Source organism: Streptomyces lacaronensis (genome assembly GCF_047337785.1).
GTDB classification, from domain to species: Bacteria; Actinomycetota; Actinomycetes; order Streptomycetales; family Streptomycetaceae; genus Streptomyces; species Streptomyces lycopersici.
In genome coordinates, this window is sequence record NZ_JBLHDK010000003.1 from 8,709,069 (window position 1) to 8,730,894 (window position 21,826).

Below are 21,826 nucleotides of genomic sequence, written 5' to 3' on the forward strand. Positions count from 1 at the left end.
CTGCGCGACGTGGCCGAACACTGGAAGGGATGTGCATCCCCTCGCCGCGTGTCAGGGAGGCGACATGAACTGGCTATGGGCGATCGTCGTGGGACTGATCCTGGGTGTGATCGCCAGGGCGCTCCTGCCCGGCAAACAGGCCATTCCGCTCTGGCTGACCTGCGTCTACGGCATTCTCGGCGGCCTTCTGGGCAATGCGGTGGCCGGCTGGATCGGGGTCAGGCACACCGGGGGATTCGACTGGATCCGGCATCTGCTGCAGCTGGCGGGGGCCGTGGTGATCGTCGCGCTGGGCACTCCGCTGTGGCATTCGATCCGCGGTGGCGGACGCAGACGTAGCGTGACCTGAGGCGGGCGACCGTGGTGTGACCCGAGGCGCGCGACGGCGGCGGCTGATACGAGGGCCGATACGACGGCTGGTACGACGGCGGCGGCCGGTGCGCGTGGTGGACGCGCACCGGCCGCCGCTTCCGTGCCGTTGTGGGGCTCCCGTGGTGGGGCTCCCGTCGTGGGGTTGCGCGGGCTATACCCCGCGCACCTGGGCGATCTTCCGACCGGCCTTGAGGTAGACACCGCCGGAAGCCCCCGTGAGCCCGGCGGACGCCAGCGTCTCCGCGACCACCTCGGCCAGCGGGCGCACCGCCTGGGCCTCGGGCAGCACCACCGACTCCTGACCGCCCTCGGTCTCGATCACCAGCCGCAGACCGTTCTGCTTGGCGACCCGGCGGGCGGCCGAGGCGCTGGGCTGGAACTCCAGCACCTTGCTCAGCACGGTCGCGATGGACTCGGTGCCGTGCTCCCCGGCGTCGACCACCGGCGTCTCGACATCGGTGAAGCTCTTCTTGGAGAACTGCGCGACGAAGCCCGCACGGGCCGCCATCGCCTTCTCCAGGCCGTACAGCGCCGCCACCACCTCGCCCGCCAGGACCTTCTTCAGATCCATCGGGTGCAGCGACCGCTCCTCGACCCGGGCGATCGCGGCGGCGATCTCCGCGTCCGTCCACTCGGTCCATGCCTCCAGGTACGGCTTCATCAGCCGGTCCGGAATCGACATGATCTTGCCGAAGACATCGTCGGCGGTCGCGGAGAGCGCCACATAGTTGCCCTTGGACTTGGACATCTTGGCGCCGGTGCCGTCCGTGCCCTCGATCAGCGGCATCGTGACCACCAGCTGCGGCCGCTGCCCGCGCAGCTCCATCAGCTTGCGGCCCATCTGCAGATTGAGCAGCTGATCCGCGCCGCCCAGCTCCACATCGCACTCCAGGGCCACCGAGTCCAGGGCCTGCGCGATCGGGTAGAGCAGCTCGGACATGGTCAGCCCGGAGCCGGCGGCCAGCCGGTTGCGGAAGTCCTCGCGCTGCAGCAGCTGGGAGACCGGCACCTGGGAGAGCAGCCCCAGCAGCTCCGGGAAGGTGTACGGCGCCAGCCACTCGCTGTTCTGCCGGAAGTTGACCTTCTCGAAGTCGAAGAACGGCCGGACCTGGTCCTGGTAGCCCGCGAGGTTCCGGGCGATGTCCTCGTCGGTCAGCGGCGGGCGCTCGGCCGTACGGCCCGACGGGTCTCCGATCTTGGCCGTGAAGTCGCCGATCAGCAGCGTGACGTCATGCCCCATGCGCTGGAAGCGGTTGAGGATGATCATCGGCACCACATGGCCGAGGTGCACATCGGCGGCCGTCGGGTCGATGCCCAGCTTGATGGCCAGGCCCTGGCCGGCGCCGCGGCGCTCCTCGATCCGCTTCGCCAGGTCCGCCACGCCGGGCAGGATCTCGACCGTACGAGACGCGATCAGCTCGGCCTGCTCCGTCGGCGAGAGGTCCGTCAGGTCGATATAGCGCCGCGAGCCCGTCTCCTCGAGCAGCCGCTCGACGGTCTTGTCGGAGGAGAGATCCTGGCTGAGGAGCTCGCTGGCGCGGGCGACGGATTCGCCGAGGCGTGTCATGGCGTTCCTGGGGATAGACGAAACGGAAATGGATGGATCCGAAACGGTCGCTTCGGATGGGCGTGGACCAGTCTATTCGGCTCCTCACACCCCCTTGCTGACCGAGCTCATATTGAAGTCCGGAATGCGCAGCGGCGGCACCGCGGCGCGGTTGAAGTAGTCGCTCCACTCCCGCGCCAGCGTCCGCTCGGTGCGGCCCGCCTCGGTGGCGCGGGCGAGCAGGTCCACCGGCGACTCGTTGAACCGGAAGTTGTTCACCTCGCCGACCACCTCGCCGTTCTCCACGAGATACACGCCGTCCCTGGTCAGCCCGGTGAGCAGCAGTGTCGCCGGGTCGACCTCGCGGATATACCACAGGCAGGTCAGCAGCAGCCCCCGCTCGGTCGAGGCGACCATCTCCTCCAGCGAGCGGGTGCCGCCCGCGTCCACGATGAGGTTGTCGATCGCGGGGGCGAGCGGCAGCCCGGTGAGGGCGGATGTGTGCCGGGTGGTGACCAGCTGCTGGAGCACCCCGTCACGGACCCAGTCGGTGGCGGACAGCGGCAGACCGTTGTCGAAGACCGACGCGTCGTCCCCGGACGAGTGCGCGATCACGAACGGCGCCGCCTCCAGCCCGGGCTCGGCCGGGTCGCTGCGCAGCGTGAAGGGCAGCTCGGACAGCTTCTCGCCGACCCGGGTGCCACCGCCCGGCTTGCTGAAGACCGTACGGCCCTCCACCGCGTCCCGGGCCGAGGACGACCACAGCTGGTCGATCAGCAGATCGGCCACGGCGCTCGGGGGCAGCAGCGTCTCGTAGCGGCCGGCCGGCAGCTCGACCCTGCGCTCGGCCCAGGCGAGCCGCTGGGCGAGCTCGGCGTCGATCGCGGCCGGGTCCACATCGGTGAAGTCCCGGGTGGCCCGCCCGGCCCAGGCCGAACGCGTCCGGTCCGGTGACTTGGCGTTGACCTCGAGCGTGCCGGTGGGCTGGTCATGGCGCAGCCGCAGCCCGGTGGAGCTGCCGAGATAGCTGGAGACCAACTCATGGTGGGCGAATCCGTACAGCTCCCGGCCGCCCGCGCGGGCCCGGGCGAAGGACTCGCCGAGGGCGGGCGCGAAGCCCGCGAACACCTCGGAAGAGGTCACGGCCGGGCCGTCGGCGAAACCGGGGGAGACCGCCGCGCCCGGATCCCGCTCCACCAGCGGCTGGGCGTCCTCGGCCGGCTCCGCCTCCCGCGCCGCCGCCTCGGCGGCGCGTACCAGCGGCTCCAGCTCCTCGGCGGTGACCGCGGACCGGGACACCACGCCCGAGGCGGTGCCCTGCCCGCCGTTCACGGTGGCCACGACGGTCAGCGTGCGGCCGCGGGTGACGCCGTTGGTCGTCAGGGCGTTGCCCGCCCAGCGCAGATTGGCCGTCGAGGTCTCGTTGGCGATCACCACACAGCCGTCCGCGCGGGACAGCTCCAGGGCGCGCTCGACGATCTCATGGGGCTTCACGCTCATCGTCCGGCCTCCTGGGTGGTGTTGAGGATGTTGACGCCGCGGAAGAGCGCCGACGGGCAGCCGTGCGAGACCGCCGCGATCTGCCCGGGTTGGGCCTTGCCGCAGTTGAAGGCGCCGCCCAGGACATACGTCCCCGGGCCGCCCACGGCCGTCATCGAACCCCAGAAGTCGGTGGTGGTGGCCTGGTAGGCGAAGTCGCGCACCTGCCCGGCGAGAGCGCCGTTCCTGATGCGATACGCCCTCTGCGCCGTGAACTGGAAGTTGTACCGCTGCATATCGATCGACCAGGAGCGGTCGCCGACCAGATACAGACCGTTCTCGACGTCCCCGATCAGCTCCTCCGTCGAGGGGCCGCCGGGGGCGGGCCGGAGCGATACGTTCGCCATCCGCTGTACCGGCACATGGCCCGGCGAATCGGCGAAGGCGCAGCCGTTCGACCGCTCGAAACCGGTCAGCCGGGCGATCCGGCGGTCCAGCTGATAGCCGACGAGCGTGCCGCCCTTCACCAGATCCCAGGACTGGGCGGCCACGCCTTCGTCGTCGTAGCCGATCGTGGCCAGCCCGTGCTCGGCGGTCCGGTCCCCGGTCACGTTCATGACCTCGGAGCCGTACTTCAACTTTCCGAGCTGGTCGAACGTGGCGAAGGAGGTGCCCGCGTACGCCGCCTCGTAACCGAGCGCGCGGTCCAGCTCGGTGGCGTGGCCGATCGACTCATGGATGGTCAGCCACAGATTGGACGGGTCCACCACCAGGTCGTAGGACCCCGCCTCGACGGATGGCGCGCGCATCTTCTCGGCCAGCAGCTCCGGGATCTCCGCCAGCTCCGCGTCCCAGTCCCAGCCGCCCGCGCCGGGCCCGCCGGCCCCGCCGGTCAGATACTCCCAGCCGCGCCCGACCGGCGGGGCGAGGGTGCGCATCGAGTCGAACTCCCCGCTCGCCGGGTCCACGGCCACGGCCGTGAGCTGCGGATGGAGTCGCACCCGCTGCTGGGTGGTCACGGTGCCCGCCGTGTCCGCGTAGAACTTGTTCTCCTGCACGGTCAGCAGCGACGCGTCCGCGTGCGCGACCCCATCGGCCGCGAGCAGCCGGCGGCTCCACTCGGCGAGCAGCCCGGTCTTGTCGGAGTCGGCCACATCGAACGGGTTGACCTCATACGACGAGACCCAGGTCTTGTCGCCATGCACCGGCTCGTCCGCCAACTCCACGCGCTCATCGGACCCCGCCGCCTCGATCACCTTGGCGGACAGCTTCGCCATCGCCACCGCCTGCGAGGCCACCCGCGCGGCGGCGTCCATGCTCAGATCCACCCCCGCCGCGAACCCCCACGCCCCGCCGTGCACCACCCGCACCGCATACCCCAGATCGGTGGTATCAGCCGCCCCGGCGGCCCTGCCATCCCGCAACCGCCACGCGGCACTCCGCACCCGCTCCAACCGAAAGTCGGCATGCTCGGCCCCAAGCGCACGGGCCCGCGCCAGCGCCGCATCGGCGAGCGCCCTGAGCGGCAGCGCGAGGAAGGACGGATCAATCTCGTGCGTCACGGGCGGCTCCTCTTCGTCGGGTACGTCGCGTGGTGTCCGTCGGCAGTGAACCATGTGGCTGGGGCCTGGGGCGCGGTAATTGCCCGTGGAGGTTGGAGCTTGGGGACACTGCCGCGAGCGCCCGGGAACCGTCCGGGAGCTCAATCGAGATCTCGCGACGCCGTCTCGAGCCCTTGGAGCGCTTCGGCTACCTGTTGAGCGGCATCTGGGGGAAGGGTGTCCAACCCGCGATCGATGACGTCCACAGCGAGCACTTGCTCCAGTGTCCACCAGTCTCCGCGAATGCTGTCCTTTGCCTCAGAAGGCTCCAACGATTCCCAAATGGAGTCAACGTCGCTGACGAGTCGTGCCAACGAAATACTACCTTCTTGAAACTCCAGCAGCGATTTTCGAAGCAATGAGCCATAATTGGTTTCCACGTCCAGCCTTACTGTCGAATTTTTCCGTAGTCCACGGTTACGACCCTTCCGTCTGTAGAATTCCTGACGACCGTCAGGTCGTTTAGTTCGTCGTAATATACCGTGGTGCCCTCTCTCTTCCCGGACATCTCGTGGCCATGTTCGATCGCATGCTGAACGGTCGAAGGCATGATGCCTTGTTTCTGCATTCGGTCAAACGCATGACCACTGTAATGAATCCCGTTGACCTCCCCTGGGGAGTTACTCGCTGTCCTATCAACGGGATGTTTTATTTCCCACTTCTGCCCCCTATGGCCAACAGGGGTCCGTGGCGATGTGTCGTCTTTCGGGCAGCCATCGGGTGCCAGACCGAGGCTGTCGGACAGTACGAAGGGGTTGAGCACATATGCGATCGGGTTCGGACTCGGGTTCAGCCCAAGAAGGTCAGGGGAAGCGTAGCGGGCCGTTTCCGGGTCGTAGTGGCGGAAGTAGTTGTAGTGGAGGCCGGTTTCCGGGTCGGCGTATTGGCCGGGGAAGCGGAGGGGGCAGTCGGCCGAGTCGGGTGGGGCGGGGAGAGGGGTGCCCCAGAGGGTGGTGCGGTGTTGCCAGGCGACGGCGCCGTCGGGGGTGACAAGTTCCGTCGGGGTGCCGACCAGGTCCGTGATGATGGCGTGGAAGCGGGTCCCGGATGCGTGGTGCTCGGTTTGGGCCAGGGGGCGGTGGGTGCCTGGGGCGTAGTCCCAGGTCAGCGTTGTGCCTTCGGCCGTTGTCTGTTCGGCCAGGCGTGTGCCGTCCCAGGTGAAGTTCACCGATTCGGTGGCCGTGCCGTCTTCGGCCAGGTGTTGTTTGGATATGCGGCGGCCCAGTGGGTCATACGTGTAGTGCCAGCGGGCGCCGTCCGGGGTGATGGCTTGGGTGAGGCGGTCTTCGGCGTTCCAGGTGTAGGTCCAGGTGCGGGTCCGGCCGTTCAGGAGGCGGCGGGTGCGGCGGGTCAGGCGGCCCTGGGCGTCGTGTGCGTACGTGGTGCGGCCCGCTCGGCGGATCACCGTGCCGGTGAATTCCCGGTCGCCGGGCGCCTCGTGGCCCGGGGCCGTGGCGTGCGTCAGGTTGCCCGTCGCGTCGTAGGCGTAGGTCTCGGTCCAGCCGTGGGCGTGGACCGCCGTTACGCGGCCGACCGGGTCGAGGTCGAAGCGGCGGGTCCCGGACGTCAGCTCGCGGATCTCGGTGAGGTGGTCGTCCGGGCGGTAGCTGTACGCCCGGTGCTGGATGAGGGCGTTGGCCGGGCCGGTGACGGTCTGGCCCGTCATCCGGTCCAGGGCGTCCCACGCCTGGGTCAGGGTCACATCGTCGCCGAAGGTGCGGGACGTTTCCCGGCCCCCCGCGTCGTACGCGAAGTGCAGGGAGTTGTCCGCCGCGGTGAGGGACAGTGGGCGGCCTGCCGCGTCGTACGCCCACGCCGACCGCAGGCCGCTCGGGGTGATCCGTTCGGTGCGGTTGCCCGCCGCGTCGTACGCGTACGACGTCGTACGACCGCCCACCGTCTCCGCCAGCACCCGGCCCCGCGCGTCATACGTGCGGTGCAGCTCCGTGTCCGGGTTCGCCGCCCGCGTCAGGCGGCTCGCCGCGTCGTACGCGAACGTCGTCTCCGTGCCGTCCGCCGTGCGCGTGGCGACCGTGCGGCCCAGTGCGTCGCGCGTGTAGGCCAGGGTTTCGCCCGCGCCGTTCTCCCGGGATATCAGGCGGCCCGCCGCATCGTGCTCGTACCTGAGCGTGCGGCCGTTGAAGTCCGTTTCCGAGACGACCTGCCCCGCCCCGTCGTACGCGTACGTCCACGTCCGGCCCTGCGGGTTCGTGACCCCCGTCAGGCGCAGCTCGGTGTCGTATGTGAAGGCGTACGTCGCCCCATCCGGCTCGGTCCGCGTCGCCGGGAGGTCGAAGTGGGTGTGGGTGTGGCGGGTGGTGTTGCCCGCCGGGTCGGTGTGTTCGAGGAGGTTGCCCTCGGCGTCCCAGGCCCAGGTCTCGCGGCTGCCGTCCGGCCGGGTGCGCCAGGCGGGCTTGCCCTCGATGGTCCAGCCTTGGCGGGTGACATGGCCCAGGGGGTCGGTGACGCGCGTGATGCGGCCATGGGTGCCCCGGCGGACCCGTGTCGTGTTGCCCAACCCGTCGGTGATTTCCACCGGCAGGCCCGCCTCGTCGCATACGACATGCGTGGTGTGGCCCAGCGCGTCCGTGACCGAGGTCAGATTCCCCGACTCGTCATACGTGTAGTGCGTCTCCGCGCCCATCGGGTCCGTCGTCCGGACGCGGTTGCCCCGCTCGTCATAGGCGTGGCGCCACACGGCGCCGTCCGGTTCCCGGACCTCCCGCGGCCGGCCGTACGCGTCGTACGTGGCCGTGGCCGCCGTGCCGTCCGGGCGGTCGACACGTATCAGGTTGCCGGAGTCGTCGTACGCATAGCGGGTGGTGTGGCCCAGCGGGTCCGTCACCGACAGGGGCAGGCGGCGCGTTTCCGGGTCCCACTCGGTGCGGGTGGTGTGGCCCAGGGCATCGGTGCGGGCCACTGTCCGGTACGCCTCGTCGAAGACATAAGTGATGCGGTGGCCGAGCGAATCCGTGTAGACGGTGGTGCGGGACACCTCGTCGTAGTGGAAGCGGCCGGTCATCATGTCGTCCGAGCCGATGGTGCGCAGCACCCGGCCCCGGTGGTCGTAGACGTACCCGAAGCTGGTGCCATTGCGGTCGGTCCACGACGTGACGCGGTGCTGGTCGTCGTAGGTGAACCGCATCGGCTCGTCGGCCGAGTTGAAGACCTGGGTCAGATCGCCCGCGTCGTTGTAGCCGAAGGCGACCAGCGGGGTGCCCTCCTGGGCGTCACCCACGCCCAGGAGCCGCAGCCCGGTGACGCGCATCAGCTCCGGGTCGGTGTCGATCGCGATGCGGTACCCGCCGGAGTGCACCACCTCGCGCGGGGTGCCGTCCTCCCCATAAGTGAAGGTGATCGACCGGCCGTTGCGGTCCTCGATCACCGTCAGGGGGAGTTCGTTGCCCACCAACGGGTCGAAGCGCAGTGTGCGGCCCTGCTCCGGTATCTCGATCCGCATCGTGCCGCCCGCCGCGCCGTCCCAGCGCAGCGGCCAGCGCGGGCCCCGCGCCGGATAGGTGTCCTCCCCGGGCGTCGGCACCCCGTAACGCAGCACCATCCCATCGGCTGTGACGAACACGATCCCGTCCGCGTCCAGCTCCAGCCGCTGGTCGAGCGTGGCCGCCCAGGTGCGGCCGAACCAGCCGCCGCAGGTGTGCCCGGAGACGAAGGTGCGCTCCAGCACCAGGGGGAGCGCCCCGGGCAGGGACACGTCCGTGGCCGGCAGGACCATCTCGCCGGTCGCGACATCGACGGGGTCGTCCTCGCAGTCCCTGTCGTGGGTGTGGCGGTCGTGCGTGCCCTCGCTGTCCGCGCGGCCGGACGCCTCGCCGTCCCGGCCCAGGACCTTCTTGCGGGCCGCCAGCCGCTGGGCGGCGGTCCGGCCCGTCTGGAGCCCCTTGCGCAGCGCGCTCGCGCCGCCCGTGGCCAGGGCGAGCAGCAGCGACGGGGTGATCTCGCCCGCCGCGCGCAGCGGGTCCTTGGACCACATGTCCCAGTTGGTGACCGCCTTCGCGAACTCCTTGGGGTGCTGGGCCGCGTACGCCGCGCCGTCCGCCATCCCGGCCAGCTGCATCGCGAAGCCCTGGGCGTCGCCCTTGAGGAGCGAGGCGGGGAGCTCGGCCACGCCCAGGATGCCGTGGTGGACCTTCCACAGCCCGTCCTTGAGGCTGTCCCCGACCTTCTGCCAGTTGCTCGGCTTGTTCGGGGCCTTCTCCGCCGCCTTGTCGATCTTCTTCTTCGACGCGTCGACGACCAGCTGCAACTCCTCGATCAGCTTGTCCAGCCGACCGACACATCCCTCCATCGCGGCGATGCCCGGATCGGTCTCCGAAGGCTTCTCCGGCAGTTGCTCGTCGCCGCGCGTCACCGCGTCGTTGTACGACTCGACCTTCCTGCCGTACGCCTTGGACGCCGCCCGCGCCGCGTCCGCGTCCTCGATGATCGGCTCACACCGCTTCTGCACCGACCGCAGCTTGGTGGCGTACGCCGCCAGCGCACTCGCCGCATGGGTGAACTGGTCATGTCCCGAGGTCAGTTCCTTCGGCAGCCGGTCGACCGACTTCCGGAACTCGCTCGCGCCCTTGCCCGACCAGTCCGCCAGCTCCAGCGGCCGCAGCTTGTCCTTGCCGTCCTGGAAGGCGCCCGCGTACGCGCGCAGCTCCAGCACCAGGTCGTCGATGTCGTCCGGATTGCCGGGGATCAGATCCTTGGGCTTGGCATCGGCCGGTATCCGTATCTGCGGGGGCCGCCCCGCGTCCGGATCGCCCATTACGACTCGTCCCCGTACTCACTCAACAGCTTGCGCGAGAACTTCGATAATCCCGTGTCCTCCGGGCGCTTCTCCATCTCCGGCGCGCCCACGTGCTCCCAGGACCATTTGCCCGCCGAGCCCGAGGGGAGCTTCGCCATGTTCTCGTCCGAGGGCCAGAAGTCCTTGATCCGCATCAGATCCGCCAGCATGTACCCGGCTATCGCCTCGTACAGCCGCTCCACCACCGCGTCCGCGTGGTCGGCCAGCTCGCCCATGCCGAAGCCCCACTCCTTGAGGAACCCCTTGCCCGATTCCAGGAGTTCGGGGGCGCCGCAGTGCTGGAGATAGGCCGTCAGCTTCTCCTGGCCGTTCTTCACGGCCCGGGCCCCGATGACCGACTCCTCCAGCGGGGCGATCAGGCCCTTCACCGAAGCGATCTCGATCTTGTAGCCGTCGGCACCCTCATTGCCGCCGTACTTGCCGTGTTCGCCGCCCTCGCTGGGGGCGCGGTTCACATTCCGGGCATCAGGATCCGCCACGCTCAGCCCCCTCCTCGCGGCCTTCCGTCCCCTGGCCTTCCGCCCCGTGGCCTTCCGCTTCCTGGCCGTCCGCGTCGCGCAGCGTCCGCGCGTCCAGCAGGAAGGGGCGCTCGCCCAGCGGATCCACCAGCGCCCGTACGCCCTCGGGCAGCAGTCCCACCAGATCCTCGACGGTCGTGGACGCCCATCCGCACGCCCCCGCGAAGCGGGCGAGCCCTTCGATCGAGGTGAAGACCGGCACGAGCGGGCCGTCTTCGGCGGTCTCCGAGACCAGGAAGCCCGGCTCCTCCGGGCGCTGGAAGTACAGCCGCGCCTTCCGCAGCGCCGCCCACTTCTCCCGCTCCGGCATCCGCGCGGCGGTCTCCTGGCGGATGAGGTCCGCCAGCGTCGTTTTGCCAGCCTGACCAGGCGGTCTGCTGTCCCCTCCGCCAAACATGCGGGCTATCTTCGCACAGGCGACTGACACCACTGGTGATCGCCACGCGACTCGGCGTGATGAAGGAGCGGCCGCCCCGGTTGCCCGGGGTGGCACGCACATCGGGGCGTTCCGTACGGAGTGCGGGTGCGGAGTGCGGGTGCGGGGTGCGGGTGCGGGGTGCGGAGTCAGGACCGCGCGTTCAGCCCGGGGTCAGCCCGCGCCGCCGAGCCACTTCAGCCCGTCGAGCAGGAACCGGTTCTGCGTCTGGCTCGCGAAGGTGGACGACAGAGGGGTGTTGTGCTCGTAGTCCATCGCGTTGTGTCCGAAGTTCGCGTACAGCATCTTGTACTTGCTGTTCGTCCACAGGATCGGGTAATAGCCGTCGTACCAGGTCTGGTTGGGGTCGGTGCCGAGCGGGAAGCTGCTCGGGTCGACGGAGGCCAGGATCTTGATGTCCGGGTTCTGCCGCAGATCCTTCGACCAGCTGTACCACTCGCTGACCGACGAGGTGAAGGTGGCCGGCAGCGCCTTGGTGGACGGGTGGGTCCGGTCCTCGACCCGCAGGGTGGCCGTGGTCGGCCCCCAGGTGTTGGACGTGAAGTTGCCGCTGCCGAGGAACTCGTCGTGGTACCAGGGCCAGCTCTGCGCCTCGGTGGTGAAGGCCGCCACGTGGAACCCCATCCAGGCGCCGCCCGCGCGCATATAGCGCTCGAATCCCGCCCGTTGGGCGGCGGTCTGCGGCAGGTCGTCGAGGAACAGCACCACCTGGTAGTCGTCGGTCCCGATGTCGTCGAGCTGGTTCCAGTCGTTGCTCGCCGTATAGGTGAAACCGTTCTGCTCGGCCTGCTTCGGGAACCAGTCGTTCGCCTCGTGGACGAAGTTGATGTGGGCGGCGTCCCACGTTCCGTTGTAGAGGGCCAACACCTTGAACGGCGCGGCCGCGTCGCGGGCCGTCGCATGGACGGGAGTGACCGCCAGTCCCAGCAGCGTTGCCAGCAATACCAGCAGCCGTATGGCCACGGACGGGGTCCTGGACGATCTGATGTCTCCGCTCTTCCGCATGTGCGCTCCTCGCTGTACGGATGATGCCGCTGTCACGGGTGGGGGATCAGGACATTGACGGCGAACGCCGACACGGCTGCGGAGCGGGTCGTTCACTGCCGCAGAGGCACGGACCTTCGCAGATGAGCGAGGTGAACTTAAAGGTCTGAACCAAGCTCGTCAAGAGATCGCGAAGCATGCGTCTCGATGCGTATTGATGCATATTTGACAGGCTTTTTCTGATCATTCGCCCTTGACCTACGGGCCCGTGAGAGAGGTCCGGGCCCGGAAGTACAAGATCGGCAGGGCCTACCGGTTTTGTCCGCGGCTGGCTATCCCTGGAAGGGCGGGCCCGGCCAGGGCCGCATTCCCGGAAGGAGCCGGTCATGGACGACTGGTACGTGGACGACCGCTGTACCAACTGCGATGTCGCCCGGCAGTTCGCACCCGAGCTGATCAGCGAGGTCGGCGGGCGGTCGGAGGTCGTGCGCCAGCCGCGCGACGAGGCGGAGGCGCGGCGCCTGCACGCCGCCGTGTTCGCCTGCCCCACCCGCTCGATCCGCCCGGCGTCCGGGCAGCCGGACCGGGCGCTCGACCCGTTCCCCATGGCCCTGGACGACGGGGTACTGATCTGCGGTCACAACTCCCGGCACACCGCTGGGGCCAACTCCTATCTGCTGCCGCGGCCGTCCGGCACGGCGATGATGATCGACACACCGCGCTGGAGCCGGGAGCTGGCCGGGCGTTACGCGGCGTCGGGCCCCGTCACCGATGTGCTGCTGACCCACCGCGACCACGCCGCACACGGCCGTCGCTACGCCGATCACTTCGGCGCCCGGCTGTGGATCCACGAGGGCGACCTGGACGCGGCGCCCGACGCGGACCAGGTGATCCGGGGCCTGGAGCCCGTGGAGATCGGCCCGGGGGTCATCGCCCATCCGCTGCCGGGCCACACCCTGGGCAGCGTGCTCTACCTCGCGGACGACCGGTACTGCTTCAGCGGTGACAGCGTCTACTGGTCGCGCGCGCTCGGAGATCTGGCCGTGGCGGAGAGCGTGACCTGGCACTCCATCGAGGAGCTGGCCGCCTCACTGGCGAGGGTGGCGGGACGGCTGCGTTTCGAGTGGATCCTGCCGGGCCACGGGGACCGGTGCCATCTGGACGCCGACGAGATGTCCCGGCGGTTGCGGGCGCTGGCGGAGCGCACGGGGCTGCTGCGGCCCCGGCCGATCGACTTCACGGCCGTCCGGTGGTGAGGGAGCGGCCGGGTGGGGGAGAGGCCGGGACGGAGTCCGGCGGAGGTGGGTGACCACTGGGTTTCTGTAGGAAGTCGACAGGGCGGGGCATCCGCCCCTGTGGGTGCCCGATTCCTCCTCGAGGGCCTGGGACCGATAGTTTGCGGGGGTAGGGGTCGGCACGCGCTGTGACGGCCCGCAGGAACAATCGACAGAGATCGACAAGAGAAGGTGGTCCCTTGAGCCGCTCGGTTCTCGTCACCGGAGGCAACCGCGGCATCGGCCTCGCCATCGCCCGTGCCTTCGCCGACGCTGGCGACAAGGTCGCCATCACCTACCGGTCCGGTGAGCCGCCGGCCGGCTTCCTCGCGGTCAAGTGCGACATCACCGAGCCGGAGCAGGTCGAGCAGGCGTACAAGGAGATCGAGGAGAAGCACGGCACGGTCGAGGTCCTGGTGGCCAACGCCGGGGTCACCCGCGACCAGCTGCTGATGCGGATGACCGAGGAGGATTTCTCCGCCGTCCTCGAGACCAACCTCACCGGCACGTTCCGCGTGGTCAAGCGGGCCAACCGGGGGATGCTGCGGGCCCGTAAGGGCCGCGTGGTGCTGATCTCGTCGGTCGTCGGGCTGATGGGTTCCGCCGGTCAGGCGAACTACGCCGCGTCCAAGGCGGGCCTGGTGGGCTTCGCCCGTTCCCTCGCCCGTGAGCTGGGCTCGCGCAACATCACCGTCAATGTGGTCGCGCCCGGTTTCGTCGACACGGACATGACGCGCGCGCTCAACGACGACCAGCGCGAGAACATCGTGAAGCAGGTACCGCTCGCGCGTTACGCGCAGCCCGAGGAGATCGCCGCCTCGGTCCGCTTCCTGGCCTCCGACGAGGCCGCGTACATCACTGGAGCCGTCATCCCTGTCGACGGCGGATTGGGCATGGGTCACTGAACGTCATGAGTGGAATTCTCGCCGGTAAGCGCATCCTGGTCACGGGCGTCCTCACCGAGGCGTCCATCGCCTTCCACGCAGCCAAGCTGGCCCAGGAGGAGGGCGCCGAGGTCATCCTCACCGGCTTCGGCCGGGTCTCCCTCGTCGAGCGGATCGCCAAGCGGCTGCCCAAGCCCGCTCCGGTCATCGAGCTGGACGTGCAGAACCAGGAGCAGCTGGACGGCCTGGCCGACAAGGTGCGCGAGCACCTGGGCGAGGGTGTCGACCTCGACGGCGTGGTGCACTCCATCGCCTTCGGCCCGCAGGGCGCGTTCAACTTCCTCGAGGGCACCTGGGAGGACGTCGGCACGGCCGTGCATGTCTCGGCCTACTCGCTCAAGGCGCTCACCATGGCGTGCCTGCCGGTCATGCCGCGCGGCGGCTCGATCGTCGGCCTGACCTTCGACGCCCAGTTCGCCTGGCCGAAGTACGACTGGATGGGCGTGGCCAAGGCGGCGCTGGAGTCCACCAACCGCTACCTCGCCCGCGACCTCGGCGAGAAGAACGTGCGCTGCAACCTGGTCTCCGCCGGGCCCATCAAGTCCATGGCCGCGAAGTCCATCCCCGGGTTCGAGGAGCTCGCGGACGTGTGGAACCACCGGGCCCCGATCGGCTGGGACCTGACCGACCCGGAGCCGGCCGGCCGCGGCGTCGTCGCCCTGCTGTCCGACTGGTTCCCGCGCACCACGGGCGAGATCGTGCATGTCGACGGCGGTGTGCACATGATGGGTGCCTGAGCCCACGGCCGCGCCCACGGCGTTTCCGCGCGACGGCCGCCGTCCCGCTCCCGCGCACCGCGGGTCCGGGCGGCGGCCGTTCCGCTTCCGCCTTCACCCGTTCGGGGGAGCAGGACGCGCGTACGGGTGGCGGGCACGCGCACTGTGGAGCCATACACCCCGTAACACCTGATACGCCCTATACCCCCGGCACTCCCGACACGGCCGAGGAGGTTCCGCATGCGTACGACCCGCCGTGTCGCGGCCGCGGTGCTGCTCGTCGCCACGGTGGGTCTGGTCATCGCCGCCTCCAGCTCCGCCGCGCAGGACCGGCCCCGGCCGCGCGAGGCCGCCTGCACCACCACGGTGCGCGGCTCGCACGCCATCGCCAGCTGCTTCAACCCCAATCCCCGCGCCGACCGGGTGCAACTGCATGTCGAATGCGCCCACTGGTGGGACCCGGACATGGACGCCCTTCCGGTGGAGGTCGGCCCGGCGCAGTATGTGCGGCTCGCCGAGCGCTGCTGGAAGGAGATACGGAAGGCGTGGGTGACCCACCGCTGAGCGCGGGGGCTACTCAGCGGCTCCGGAAACGGCAGCCGAACGGGTGGGTGCTGGCCTCGGCCGCCGCCCGCTCCCCGTCCCCGTCCCGGATCGCCTCCACCAGCCGACCGTGGTCCACATACGTGTCCGGGCCCATCCCGCTGTCGACGTCCGCGCGCAGGAAGTCCCGTACGACCGCGCCCAGATCCGCGTACAGCTCGGCCAGCACATCGTTGTGCGCGGCGGCCACGACCGCCATGTGCAAGGTGGCGTCCGCCTCGACGAAGGCGTCCGGGTCGCCCGCCTCCCAGGCCCGCTCGCGCCGGTCCAGCTGGGCGTCCAGCTGCTTGAGGTCCTGCTCGGTGCGGCGCTCCGCGGCCAGGTGGGCCGCCTTGGTCTCCAGCGCGCTGCGGAGCTCGGCCACATGACGGGGGTCGGCGGCGGCGAAGCGGCGGTGCATCACCCCGGCCAGTTCGCTGGTCGCCAGTACGTATGTGCCCGAGCCCTGGCGGATGTCCAGCAGTCCGTTGTGCGCGAGGGCGCGCACGGCCTCCCGTACGGTGTTGCGCGCGACCCCGAGCTGTTCGACCAGCTCGGGTTCGGTGGGGATCCGCGAGCCCACCGGCCATTCGCCCGAGGTGATCTGGGCGCGCAGCTGGGCGATCACCTGGTCGGCGAGGGCGGAGCGCCGGGGCGAGGTCAGCGGCATGACTCTCCTGTGCGTGCGGCTGTGCGTTCGGCGGATGCGATGCCGATGCGATGCGGATGCGGTGCGATGCGGATGGGGCCCGAGGCGGGCGAACGGACGACCCTTCCATGATGCCGTCCGGCCGACACCGGATGGTCGTTATCCACTGGACGAGCATTCATCCCATGATTCTATGATGGTCGGCATGCATACGCGCCCGTCCGACGACCTCGCGACTCCCGATACCGCCGCCCCCGCGCCCCGTCCGGCGGAACGCGGAGGACCGCGCCGCGCGGCCTCGCCCTGGCGCGGCCGCGTCATGGCGGCAGGGCTCATGCTCGCCGCGCTCAATCTCCGCCCTGCCGTCACCAGTCTCGGCCCCCTGCTCGAGGAGGTCCGCGATGACCTCGGGATGAGCGGCACCGTCGCCGGAGTGCTCACCTCCGTGCCCGCGGCCTGCTTCGCGCTCTTCGGGCTCACCGCGCCCCGGCTGGCCCGGCGCTGGGGGCCGGGGGCCATCGTCTGCGCCGGGCTCGCCGCCATCGCCACCGGGCTGCTGCTGCGCCCCTTCGCCGGGGGGACCGTGGTCTTCCTGGCCGCCAGCGCGCTCGCCCTGGCCGGGATCGCGGTGAGCAACATCCTGATGCCGGTGATCGTCAAGCGCTGGTTCCCGGACCGGGTCGGCGCGATGACCGGGCTGTACTCGATGGGCCTGTCGCTGGGCACGGCCGCCGCCGCGGCGGCCACCGTGCCGATGACCGACGCACTGGGCGGCTCCTGGCGGAGCGGGCTCGGGGTGTGGGCGCTGCTCGCCGCGGTGGCGCTGGTGCCCTGGCTGTTCCTCGCCCGTACCGCCCGTGGGAATGCGGGCGGTACGGATACGGACGCACCTGCCGGGGCCGAGACCGCCGCGGCCCCCGCGGGCGCCCCCGCGATGCGCATCACCCGCTCCCCCCTCGCCTGGGCGATGGCCGTCTTCTTCGGCTTCCAGGCCACCGCCGCGTACATCTCCATGGGCTGGATGCCGCAGATCTTCCGGGACGCGGGGGTCTCCGCCTCCACCTCGGGTCTGCTGCTGGCCGTGATGATGGCGATGGGCGTGCCGCTCGCCTTCGTCCTGCCGCGGATCGCCGCCCGGCTGCGGCACCAGGGCGTCCTGGTCGTCATCCTCGGCGTCTTCGGGCTCACCGGTTACGCCGGGCTGTGGCTGGCCCCGGCCGGCGGAGCCTGGGCGTGGGCCGTGCTGCTCGGCATCGCCAACTGCGCCTTCCCGCTCGCCCTCACCATGATCGGGATGCGGACGAGGACCCACGCGGGCGTCGTCCGGCTGTCGGCCTTCGCGCAGAGCGTCGGCTATCTGCTGTCCATCCCGGGCCCGCTGCTGGTCGGTGTGCTCTACCAGCACAGCGGCGGCTGGGGGCAGCCGCTCGCGCTGATGGCCGGGTTCATGGTGCCGCAGATCGTCGCGGGCGTACTGGCCGGACGCGACCGCCACCTCGAGGACGAATCCTGACGAGCACGGAGCCTCATGAGCACCGGCCCTCGCCCAGGACAAGGCCTGACAAGCACGAAGCCTGGGCAGGGTGAGGGCTGAGCGGTCCCGCGTACCGGGGATGGGACACTGGTGCCATGCCAGTGCTCGATGAGAACCCCCAGAACGGCCAGAAGAAGCTCCTCGTCATCTTCGGCGTGATGCTGGGCATCACCGTGATCATCGGGGTGATCGCCACGATCGCCTCGCCCTGACCTGGTGCGGATGCCGGATGGTGGGGCTGGCCCCACCATCCCCTAGGGGGCAGGGCTCAGGGGTAACTGGGTGGCTCACCGGATGGGAGACGCCGCGCCCGCTCCGTACCGTCGAACCATCGACACGTTCGGCGACCCCGGAGGCGATCCCATGCCCGCCCGCACCCAGACCCGGCCCGCGCATCCGGTGGACAGCGGCATGGACACCCGGCTGCCGTGGTGGGCCGTCGCCCTCCCGGCCGTGGCGTTCGCGGCGCTGCTGCTTCTGCTGACCGGACCCACCGACGCCCACGCCGACAGCGGTGGCTCCGGGCCGGTCTCGCAGGTCGTGGAGTTGGTGCAGCGGACCTTCGGAGAGGCTGCACCGTGACCACGGTAGGCGGTGGAGATCAGTTGTGTCCGCCATATCGCGGGTGTGCTCACGTTTGACGAGGTCGTTCCAACACCCTGCGCCTCGTGCACCGATTCATGCGAAGCTGGGACGCATGAGCGTCGATGTGCCCCGCAGGATTGTCCTCCTTCGACACGCCAAGGCCGACTGGCCCCAGGTGGCCGACCATGAGCGCCCGCTCGCGGAGCGCGGCCGCAATGACGCCCCGCTCGCCGGGCGCCGGATCGCGGACGCCGGTCTCACCCCCGAACTCACCCTCTGCTCCACCGCACTGCGCACCCGTGAGACCTGGAAGCTGGTGGTCCACGAGTTGCCGCAGCGCCCCAAGACCGTCTACGAGGAGCGGCTGTACGACGCCCCGGTCGGTCAGCTCATCGAGGTGATCAACGAGACTTCGGACGACATCACCGACCTGCTGGTCGTCGGTCACAACCCCGGGATGCACGGCCTCGCCGACGCGCTGGCGGGCGAGGCCGACGAGGACGCCAAGGAGCGCATGGACCGCGGTGCCTTCCCCACCTCCGCGTTCGCGGTCGTGACGTTCAGCGGTTCGTGGAAGTCGGTCGAGATCGGCTGTGGGCGGCTGACCAGCTTCTGGGCGCCCCACGAATGAGCCGCTCGCCGGACGTGCCGCCCCGGGCGTGATGCCACGTCCCAACGCACCGGCCCCCGCTCCACCGTCGTCGTAGCCGGACGGGGGAGCGGGGGCCGTTCCGCGTTCCGGACCGGGCTCGTCAGCCGCTCGTCAGTCCACGTGTGCGTCCGCCGCCTCGACCTCTTCGCGGGTCACGCCCAGCAGATACAGCACGGTGTCGAGGAACGGCACGTTCAGGGCGGTGTGCGCGGCCTCCCGGACCACCGGCTTGGCGTTGAAGGCGACCCCCAGCCCCGCCGCGTTCAGCATGTCCAGGTCGTTCGCCCCGTCGCCGATCGCGACCGTCTGCACCAGCGGCACCCCCGCCTCAGCCGCGAAGCGCCGCAGCAGCCGGGCCTTGCCCGCCCGGTCCACCACCTCGCCGATCACCCGGCCGGTCAGCTTGCCGTCCACGACCTCCAGGGTGTTGGCGGACGCGAAGTCCAGGCCGAGACGTTCCTTGAGGTCGTCGGTGACCTGCGTAAAGCCACCGGAGACCACACCCACCTGATAGCCGAGCCGCTTCAGGGTGCGGATCAGCGTACGGGCGCCGGGCGTGAGCCGGACCTCCGCGCGCACCTTCTCCACCACGGACTCGTCGATCCCCGCCAGCAGCGCGACCCGCGCGTGCAGCGACTGCTCGAAGTCCAGTTCACCGCGCATCGCCCGGGCCGTGACCTCGGCGACCTCGGCCTGACAGCCGGCGTGGGCGGCGAAGAGCTCGATCACCTCGTCCTGGATCAGGGTGGAGTCCACATCCATGACCACCAGCCGCTGCGCCCGGCGCTGCAACCCCGACGCCACCACGGCCACATCGACGCCGATATCGGCGGCCTCGGTGGCGAGCGCGGTGCGCAGCGGCGCCGTCTCGGCGCCGGACACCTCGAACTCCACGGCCGTCACCGGATACTTCGCCAGCCGGAAGATCCGGTCGATATTGCCGCCGGTGCCGGTGATCCGGGAGGCGATGGCGGCCGTCGACTCGGCGGTCAGCGGATTCCCGAGCACGGTGACATGGGACCGGCCCGTGCCACGCGGCCGGTTGTCGCCCCGGCCGGAGATGATCTCGGCCTGGAGCCGCATCGACTCCGCCCAGCTGTGCACGGTGGCCCGCAGATCGCCCTCCGCCCCGTCGGCCTTCGGCGCCGTGACCAGGACGCACAGCACGATGCGGCCCCGGGTGACGACCTGCTCTATGTCGACTATGTGCACGCCGTAGGCGGCGAGGGTGTCGCAGAGCCCGGCGGTGATACCGGGGCGGTCCTTGCCGAAGATCTTGACAAGGAGGGTGGGGACATCATCGTCCGGAACGGTGGTGACAGGGGGGATCCGCGATGCGCTCATGGTCTTCCCACCGTATCCGGCTGTTCGCGCGCCGCGCGCGGCAGCCCGCACCGTGGACGGCGGGCCGGGGGAATACGTTCATGTCCCGGTCGCCGTGATGTCACCCCTCGCATGATCGGCGACGTCATGCGCCGTGCCCGCCGCCCGGCCCCCGGGGCCCGCCGTCGCCCTCGTCCAGCCGCGCGAGCGCCACCGCCCGGCGGCCCGCCGCGCCCGTCGCCCATGCCGCCAGCGCCCCGGCGGCCCCCGCCGCCGCGCCCCACCCCGCGCCCAGCGCCAGCGCCGGCACGGCGTTCCCGTACAGCTCGATCCCCGCCCCGAAGGCGTCGAAGCCGAGCACGGACAGGCTCGCCCCCGCCGAGACCTGGGTCAGCCCCACCAGCAGCGGCAGCGCGAGCGCGGTCACCACGCCCAGCCGCAGCGCACACCACCCCGCGAAGGCGAACGGCCGGGAGCGCCCCATGGGTGATGGCCGGGAGCCCTCCACGGGCGACGGCCGGGAGCCCTCCACGGGCGTACGGGCCGCGGTGAGCACCCCGGCGGCGAGCATGAGCAGCACACTCGCGACCACCAGCAGCCAGACCCGGCCGTCGAGCTCGGCCAGCCGCCCCACCGTGAGCCGCTCCCCGCCCGGCCCGGCGAGCAGATCGTCCACCGGGTCGGGCAGCACATGCCGCAGCGCACCGCTCGCCCGGCCGTACCAGGGGACGAACAGCCCGAGCGGTACGCCGATCCACACCCCGTTGGGCGCGCCGAGCAGCGCCGACCCGAGCACCAGCCGCGGATGGTCGTCCCCGATCGCCGCGCAGACCCCGGCCACCAGGCCCGCGACGACCGCCAGCACCAGCACCCCGCACAGCGCGGACGCCGCGGGCCGGACCGTGCGGTGCAGCGCCCGCCCGCCGGGCGGCAGCGGGGTACGGCGCGAGGCGAGCAGCGCGAGCAGCAGGACGGCGACGACCCACACCAGGCCGCCCAGCAGCGAGCGGCCGGGGGTCACGGTGAAGCCGACGGACGCCTTCGCGCCGACGAGGTCGGACAGCCGGTCCGGCAGCAGCCCGCCGCCGATGTCCGCGATGTCGCCCAGCTGCTCGGGGAGCCGGCTCAGCAGATCGTGCTCGGCCTGCTCGGTGCCGAGACCGCGGCGGACGAGCGTGGCGCCGTCGATCGTGACCGTATCGTTGCCCACCCAGGTCAGTCCGGCGAGCAGCAGCAGGAAGAGCAGGGCCACCAGGCCGGCCCGCGCGGCGAGTTCGACCCGGCCGATCACCGCTCCAGCGCCCCGCAACGACCGTACGAACAGCCATCCCAGCAGCAGCGCGCCGACCAGGCTCACCCCCAGTGGCGCGATATCGATGGCGGCGTGGGCCTGCGCGCCCTCCAGTCCGAAGACGCCCACATCGCCGGACGGGGTGACGGAACCGCCGACCGCCAGCACCGTCGCCGCGGCGGCCATCGGCCCCAGTGCGCCCGCACCGTCCGCGCCGATCAGATGCAGACCGAGCGCGGCGATACCGACCATGGCCAGGAACGCCCAGCTCACCGAGGCGATCGCGGCGAGCAGCGCGGGTCCCCAGGGCACTCGTCCGCCGCCGCTCGCGCTCATACCCCGCCCCCCGATCGTCGCGAGTTGCCCGGATAAACCATGATCCGCACTATCCGTCAGCGCTTACCACTTTCCGAGGGCCTTTCGGATGAGTCAATGACGCCCGAGATGCGGTCTTGTCAAAACCCGACTTCCGATGAAGGGACTGAGCCTGAAATAGTTCCTCACGATGTTCGCCATCCCTAGACTCC

General features: G+C 70.5%; 19 protein-coding genes and 1 pseudogene. 9 read left to right on the top strand and 11 right to left on the bottom strand.

Translation table 11 applies throughout. The features are described 5' to 3' along the window. Nucleotides 1-64 precede the first annotated feature (64 nt). Complete coding sequence (locus ACMTAK_RS37530; RefSeq protein ID WP_413810272.1) at nucleotides 65-349, top strand: GlsB/YeaQ/YmgE family stress response membrane protein; 285 nt, start codon at nucleotides 65-67, stop codon at nucleotides 347-349. Between the two features lie 174 nt (nucleotides 350-523). Here ACMTAK_RS37530 and tyrS read toward each other — a convergent pair whose 3' ends face one another. The 8 genes and pseudogenes from tyrS to ACMTAK_RS37570 form a co-directional block, all read right to left on the bottom strand. Next, a complete protein-coding gene (tyrS, locus tag ACMTAK_RS37535) occupies nucleotides 524-1,939 on the bottom strand; it encodes a tyrosine--tRNA ligase (RefSeq protein WP_413810273.1) in 1,416 nt (471 codons plus the stop codon). An 84-nt stretch (nucleotides 1,940-2,023) separates the two neighbouring features. Beyond that, nucleotides 2,024-3,418, bottom strand: a complete 1,395-nt coding sequence (locus tag ACMTAK_RS37540; RefSeq protein WP_413810274.1) for a metallopeptidase TldD-related protein — start codon at nucleotides 3,416-3,418, stop codon at nucleotides 2,024-2,026. Beyond that, a complete protein-coding gene (locus ACMTAK_RS37545) occupies nucleotides 3,415-4,959 on the bottom strand; it encodes a TldD/PmbA family protein (protein ID WP_413810275.1) in 1,545 nt (514 codons plus the stop codon). The genes ACMTAK_RS37540 and ACMTAK_RS37545 overlap by 4 nt, the downstream gene beginning before the upstream one ends. A gap of 140 nt (nucleotides 4,960-5,099) precedes the next feature. After that, entirely contained in the window at nucleotides 5,100-5,378 is a 279-nt protein-coding gene (locus ACMTAK_RS37550; protein WP_413810276.1) for a hypothetical protein, read from the bottom strand. A gap of 8 nt (nucleotides 5,379-5,386) precedes the next feature. Then, complete coding sequence (locus ACMTAK_RS37555) at nucleotides 5,387-9,769, bottom strand: putative T7SS-secreted protein (protein WP_413810277.1); 4,383 nt, start codon at nucleotides 9,767-9,769, stop codon at nucleotides 5,387-5,389. Next, nucleotides 9,769-10,290: a hypothetical protein gene (locus ACMTAK_RS37560; RefSeq protein WP_413810278.1), complete on the bottom strand. Its 522-nt coding sequence runs from the start codon at nucleotides 10,288-10,290 to the stop codon at nucleotides 9,769-9,771. Before ACMTAK_RS37560 ends, ACMTAK_RS37555 begins: the two co-directional genes overlap by 1 nt. After that, on the bottom strand, nucleotides 10,277-10,726 hold the full coding sequence (locus tag ACMTAK_RS37565; protein ID WP_413810279.1) for an SseB family protein: 450 nt from the start codon (nucleotides 10,724-10,726) through the stop codon (nucleotides 10,277-10,279). Before ACMTAK_RS37565 ends, ACMTAK_RS37560 begins: the two co-directional genes overlap by 14 nt. A 198-nt stretch (nucleotides 10,727-10,924) precedes the next feature. Beyond that, nucleotides 10,925-11,770 (bottom strand): annotated as a pseudogene (locus ACMTAK_RS37570) (ThuA domain-containing protein); the annotation flags it as partial. A 365-nt stretch (nucleotides 11,771-12,135) separates the two neighbouring features. Between ACMTAK_RS37570 and ACMTAK_RS37575 the strand changes: the two are divergent. The 4 genes from ACMTAK_RS37575 to ACMTAK_RS37590 all read left to right on the top strand — a co-directional run bounded on the left by ACMTAK_RS37575 (nucleotide 12,136) and on the right by ACMTAK_RS37590 (nucleotide 15,247). After that, nucleotides 12,136-13,005: a 4Fe-4S domain-containing protein gene (locus ACMTAK_RS37575; protein WP_413810280.1), complete on the top strand. Its 870-nt coding sequence runs from the start codon at nucleotides 12,136-12,138 to the stop codon at nucleotides 13,003-13,005. A 218-nt stretch (nucleotides 13,006-13,223) separates the two neighbouring features. After that, nucleotides 13,224-13,928 carry a 3-oxoacyl-[acyl-carrier-protein] reductase gene (gene fabG / locus ACMTAK_RS37580; protein ID WP_262702612.1) on the top strand — a complete coding sequence of 235 codons (705 nt, stop codon included), beginning with the start codon at nucleotides 13,224-13,226 and terminating at the stop codon, nucleotides 13,926-13,928. Nucleotides 13,929-13,933: 5 nt separating this feature from the next. After that, the gene (fabI, locus tag ACMTAK_RS37585) at nucleotides 13,934-14,704 is read left to right on the top strand and encodes an enoyl-ACP reductase FabI (protein ID WP_413810281.1); all 771 of its coding nucleotides are present in this window, start codon (nucleotides 13,934-13,936) and stop codon (nucleotides 14,702-14,704) included. A 219-nt stretch (nucleotides 14,705-14,923) separates the two neighbouring features. After that, nucleotides 14,924-15,247 (top strand): hypothetical protein, encoded by a 324-nt coding sequence (locus ACMTAK_RS37590; protein ID WP_413810282.1) that lies wholly within the window; start codon nucleotides 14,924-14,926, stop codon nucleotides 15,245-15,247. Nucleotides 15,248-15,260: 13 nt separating this feature from the next. Here ACMTAK_RS37590 and ACMTAK_RS37595 read toward each other — a convergent pair whose 3' ends face one another. Continuing rightward, nucleotides 15,261-15,935 carry a FadR/GntR family transcriptional regulator gene (locus tag ACMTAK_RS37595; protein ID WP_413810283.1) on the bottom strand — a complete coding sequence of 225 codons (675 nt, stop codon included), beginning with the start codon at nucleotides 15,933-15,935 and terminating at the stop codon, nucleotides 15,261-15,263. Nucleotides 15,936-16,119: 184 nt separating this feature from the next. Here ACMTAK_RS37595 and ACMTAK_RS37600 point away from each other — a divergent pair, with 184 nt between their 5' ends. The 4 genes from ACMTAK_RS37600 (at nucleotide 16,120) to ACMTAK_RS37615 (ending at nucleotide 18,664) form a co-directional block, all read left to right on the top strand. Next, nucleotides 16,120-17,427 (top strand): CynX/NimT family MFS transporter, encoded by a 1,308-nt coding sequence (locus ACMTAK_RS37600; RefSeq protein WP_413810284.1) that lies wholly within the window; start codon nucleotides 16,120-16,122, stop codon nucleotides 17,425-17,427. A 116-nt stretch (nucleotides 17,428-17,543) separates the two neighbouring features. Next, nucleotides 17,544-17,660, top strand: a complete 117-nt coding sequence (locus ACMTAK_RS37605) for an SGM_5486 family transporter-associated protein (protein ID WP_276207294.1) — start codon at nucleotides 17,544-17,546, stop codon at nucleotides 17,658-17,660. Nucleotides 17,661-17,811: 151 nt separating this feature from the next. Then, on the top strand, nucleotides 17,812-18,030 hold the full coding sequence (locus tag ACMTAK_RS37610) for a hypothetical protein (protein ID WP_413810285.1): 219 nt from the start codon (nucleotides 17,812-17,814) through the stop codon (nucleotides 18,028-18,030). 115 nt (nucleotides 18,031-18,145) lie between these two features. Further along, nucleotides 18,146-18,664 carry a SixA phosphatase family protein gene (locus tag ACMTAK_RS37615; protein ID WP_413810286.1) on the top strand — a complete coding sequence of 173 codons (519 nt, stop codon included), beginning with the start codon at nucleotides 18,146-18,148 and terminating at the stop codon, nucleotides 18,662-18,664. A 132-nt stretch (nucleotides 18,665-18,796) separates the two neighbouring features. Here the strand turns inward: ACMTAK_RS37615 and serB are convergent, their stop codons facing one another. Further along, a complete protein-coding gene (gene serB / locus ACMTAK_RS37620) occupies nucleotides 18,797-20,029 on the bottom strand; it encodes a phosphoserine phosphatase SerB (protein ID WP_413810287.1) in 1,233 nt (410 codons plus the stop codon). 124 nt (nucleotides 20,030-20,153) lie between these two features. Beyond that, on the bottom strand, nucleotides 20,154-21,635 hold the full coding sequence (locus ACMTAK_RS37625) for a streptophobe family protein (RefSeq protein WP_413810288.1): 1,482 nt from the start codon (nucleotides 21,633-21,635) through the stop codon (nucleotides 20,154-20,156). Between the last annotated feature and the right edge of the window lie 191 nt (nucleotides 21,636-21,826).

Bases quoted from the DNA above. Each gene is read 5' to 3' on its own strand.
- ACMTAK_RS37565 (WP_413810279.1), bottom strand. From the start codon at position 10,726: ATGTTTGGCGGAGGGGACAGCAGACCGCCTGGTCAGGCTGGCAAAACG.
- fabI (WP_413810281.1), top strand. From the start codon at position 13,934: ATGAGTGGAATTCTCGCCGGTAAGCGCATCCTGGTCACGGGCGTCCTC.
- tyrS (WP_413810273.1), bottom strand. From the start codon at position 1,939: ATGACACGCCTCGGCGAATCCGTCGCCCGCGCCAGCGAGCTCCTCAGC.
- ACMTAK_RS37605 (WP_276207294.1), top strand. From the start codon at position 17,544: ATGCCAGTGCTCGATGAGAACCCCCAGAACGGCCAGAAGAAGCTCCTC.
- ACMTAK_RS37575 (WP_413810280.1), top strand. From the start codon at position 12,136: ATGGACGACTGGTACGTGGACGACCGCTGTACCAACTGCGATGTCGCC.
- ACMTAK_RS37595 (WP_413810283.1), bottom strand. From the start codon at position 15,935: ATGCCGCTGACCTCGCCCCGGCGCTCCGCCCTCGCCGACCAGGTGATC.
- serB (WP_413810287.1), bottom strand. From the start codon at position 20,029: ATGAGCGCATCGCGGATCCCCCCTGTCACCACCGTTCCGGACGATGAT.
- ACMTAK_RS37555 (WP_413810277.1), bottom strand. From the start codon at position 9,769: ATGGGCGATCCGGACGCGGGGCGGCCCCCGCAGATACGGATACCGGCC.
- ACMTAK_RS37590 (WP_413810282.1), top strand. From the start codon at position 14,924: ATGCGTACGACCCGCCGTGTCGCGGCCGCGGTGCTGCTCGTCGCCACG.
- ACMTAK_RS37600 (WP_413810284.1), top strand. From the start codon at position 16,120: ATGCATACGCGCCCGTCCGACGACCTCGCGACTCCCGATACCGCCGCC.
- ACMTAK_RS37610 (WP_413810285.1), top strand. From the start codon at position 17,812: ATGCCCGCCCGCACCCAGACCCGGCCCGCGCATCCGGTGGACAGCGGC.
- ACMTAK_RS37625 (WP_413810288.1), bottom strand. From the start codon at position 21,635: ATGAGCGCGAGCGGCGGCGGACGAGTGCCCTGGGGACCCGCGCTGCTC.
- ACMTAK_RS37530 (WP_413810272.1), top strand. From the start codon at position 65: ATGAACTGGCTATGGGCGATCGTCGTGGGACTGATCCTGGGTGTGATC.
- ACMTAK_RS37540 (WP_413810274.1), bottom strand. From the start codon at position 3,418: ATGAGCGTGAAGCCCCATGAGATCGTCGAGCGCGCCCTGGAGCTGTCC.
- ACMTAK_RS37615 (WP_413810286.1), top strand. From the start codon at position 18,146: ATGAGCGTCGATGTGCCCCGCAGGATTGTCCTCCTTCGACACGCCAAG.